The following is a 2,945-nucleotide window of genomic DNA, read 5'->3' on the forward strand; positions in this document are numbered from 1 at the left end:
TGTTCAAGAGTTTGATTGCGATTTACTTTTCGATTTTTCTTTAATCCTGCAACCCAGTTCCAACCAAGGTCACGAATTGATTTTAAGTTGTCTAAGCTCGAGTACCAGGCATCAAATACAACCGCTTCGGGTAAAATACCTCGACTTTTACCTAGTTTGAGCATTTCACGAAAATGCTCATTTTTAGTTTTACCATCGGTCTCTTTATCATAGACTCTATAATCAATAGGAATTGATGCAGCACTGTCTAAGCCATACCAAACAAAGTTAACAAGTCCAATTCCTGCAATGACATCATGTGCATTGCCAGAATATTGATAGTGAACTAATTCTATTTGATGGCTACGATGTTTATCTAAGACAGCGTCATCAGCAATAAGTAAGCAAGGCTCATTCTTGTCGATCAAAGTCTTTGCAATGTGCCAAACTTCTCTTGGCCGAAAGTGCTGAGATTGGAGCCAACGACTCACGCTGTCATGAGAGAGGGGCTCCGGAGAAACTTCGGATAGGGCTAGGCCAGAATAGCGAACACTTGTTGCCTGTAAAAATGCTTTATAAATTGCTTTTGTACACTTGTGCCTAGACATCCTTGGTACACCTTATCTTAATTTCCTTGAGTCACCATTTTAAAACACTAGAGCTCAAAGTGCGAAACTTGTGTCAGTAACAGATTCAATACATTGAAAGAATTCCACTGGGGCAATATGGCTCACTATCTCTGCATCATGTACTCGTGTTCCATTAAGTTCTTGAGCGACCAATTCAGCTGGATTCATCGGTGTGTTCGCAAAAGGGCCATAACCTGTAAGCAGTACTTTTTTCATAAAATACCTTTCTATTCAAACCTATAAAAATAAAAATATAGAGTAATTTTCTCGCCCAAGAGCACTAAAACTCTATCAACTGATATTATCTGGCGAACTATTTTAATAGGCAATATAGAAAAAAAGAAAGAAAACTATGACAAATATTCTAAATCACATATCCATTAAATCGAGGTCAGATCATTCTTCTGCTAATTACTTACTGTTTGCACTTTTTCTTAAAAAATATTGAATAGTTTATTTGATGATAATGGCGGAGTTAACGCTATTAGCTCTCCTCTGTACTCTGTCAGCTCAGTGTTATAGCACTCAGCTAACAATTTCTGAAATTAATTTCATCACTTGTCCAAGTGCTGTTTCTAAACTTAATTCATCTTGGTCGAGCATCATGCGAATCTGATTTTTTAGCGGTGATCGTACATGCTTGATCGGATTTAAGTTTGGGGAATAATAAAGAGGCAAAAATAATAAATGACACAACAACCACTCTATTTGGTTTATTAGAAATAACGTAACGCTGCCTTTTCAGTTACTGGACCACTGACTTAAGCTAAGACAAATCACCGCAGCCACGATCAAAATGACAGCAATGCCATTATGCCAAGTTAATGACTCAGCAAACAGTAACTTGCCCCAAATTAGACCTGTGATAGCAACAACGCCACTGACAAGACTGTAATACACAGGTCCTGCGACTTTAAGCAACTCGAAAAAGATAACATAACCGATGCTTGATAAAATAATTTCGATAATAATCATAGCATCACCCACATGCCAAGGAGGCAACAATGAGTAAAAGCTATGGTTATACAACATAAATGGCGTTAGTAATAAACTCGCAAAGAGCATCATGCCAGCGGCGAGCAACACAGAGTCTTGCTGCTTAGGCCGATACCTACTAGCAAATACGGCACAGATTGCAAATGAGAATGGTGCAAGCAAGGCAAATGTAAGCCATATTGGCACACTATTGCCAAACCAATGCCACTTAGGCTGTAAAATAAACATAATGCCAACCACACCAACCATAACTGCCACGCTGCGAACTAAACTGGCTTTTTCTTGACGAACGATACAGGCCAAAGGATAAGCAAATAAGGCGACGGTATTAATAATGACAGCAAGCAGACCAGAGCTAACATGTGGCGCAGTAAAATACATGACAGTATTGGGCAAAGCAATACCAAACGCGCCACAAAATAAATAATAGCGCCAAGCTGATTTAAGCTTTGCAGCACGCTCTTGACGATACAGTGCAATAAAAAACAGGACAATAGCAGGCCCTAAGGTTTGCCAAAAAGCATAACCTAATGGCGGTACACCATGTGTCATCGCAACTTTTGCAATCGAATAACCAGAGCCCCATAGCACACCTAATAATAGTAATAATAATAGCGCTTTCATGGCTTTTTATAATATATTTTAGAGTCATGCTTAGCGCAGCACTCTTCAATGAGGTAGGCTGATAGTGACTTTATTAAGGCAAAATTGCTATGGTAAACAAGTCGCTGAGCAACCTGCTCCCGTTGTACCAAGTTCACAGTTTCCAGCTTGCGTATATGATGAGTTAATGTTGAGTTTGGCACATTAAGACGCTTCCCCAGCTCTCCTGTGTTTACTCCCTACTGCCCAGCCTTAACAAGCTCACGAATAATCGCCAAACGGATAGGATGACCCAGTTCAGCATATGCCCTAGAGGCTTGATTTAATTCCACAACCATTCAAACCATGTTACTAATAACATGGTAATATATAAAGCCAAGCAATGCCTGTCAAGATAAATAACTGTACTATAACTTGATCTGGTTACCCTATTTCGAGTGAATAAATTACAATAATCCAACACGGAGAAACCATAATGGGATTGAGTACCTCTGGAATAAAAAACGGCATATAAGAAAGTTTAATGATGCACGAGAACAGTACTTCAACCTCTTTTAAGAGGTTGAATGATAATTTAAAAGGCGTCCGAAAGAGCCTCTGGCTGATCTAAGCAGTTGCTCAAGGAGCTTTATTCGGTGGCAGCTCCTAATTTTGTTTTATTTATAGATTTTCCGAATCCATCTTATTTGTCGGAAGCGGCTGTGAATTATCGTAGTCACGAGTCAATTTTACAACCAT

The 2,945-nt window shown here is 39.2% G+C and carries 3 protein-coding genes and 1 pseudogene; all 4 read right to left on the reverse strand.

The features are described 5' to 3' along the window. A partial coding sequence (locus BGC07_RS19995) for a transposase (protein ID WP_077216692.1) occupies window positions 1-587 on the reverse strand: 587 nt, incomplete at its 3' end. 54 nt (window positions 588-641) lie between these two features. After that, window positions 642-824: a pyroglutamyl-peptidase I family protein gene (locus BGC07_RS01575; protein ID WP_069311694.1), complete on the reverse strand. Its 183-nt coding sequence runs from the start codon at window positions 822-824 to the stop codon at window positions 642-644. A 525-nt stretch (window positions 825-1,349) separates the two neighbouring features. Then, window positions 1,350-2,228 (reverse strand): DMT family transporter, encoded by an 879-nt coding sequence (locus BGC07_RS01585; RefSeq protein WP_069311696.1) that lies wholly within the window; start codon window positions 2,226-2,228, stop codon window positions 1,350-1,352. Beyond that, window positions 2,225-2,431, reverse strand: a pseudogene (locus BGC07_RS23765) (ArsR/SmtB family transcription factor); the annotation flags it as partial. The gene BGC07_RS01585 and the pseudogene BGC07_RS23765, both read right to left, overlap by 4 nt. Window positions 2,432-2,945 lie beyond the last annotated feature (514 nt).

Source organism: Piscirickettsia litoralis, assembly GCF_001720395.1.
In the GTDB taxonomy this organism is placed as follows: domain Bacteria; phylum Pseudomonadota; class Gammaproteobacteria; order Piscirickettsiales; family Piscirickettsiaceae; genus Piscirickettsia; species Piscirickettsia litoralis.

Excerpts from the sequence above, each read along its gene's own strand:
- BGC07_RS01575 (WP_069311694.1), bottom strand. The coding sequence starts at position 824 with ATGAAAAAAGTACTGCTTACAGGTTATGGCCCTTTTGCGAACACACCG.
- BGC07_RS01585 (WP_069311696.1), bottom strand. The coding sequence starts at position 2,228 with ATGAAAGCGCTATTATTATTACTATTATTAGGTGTGCTATGGGGCTCT.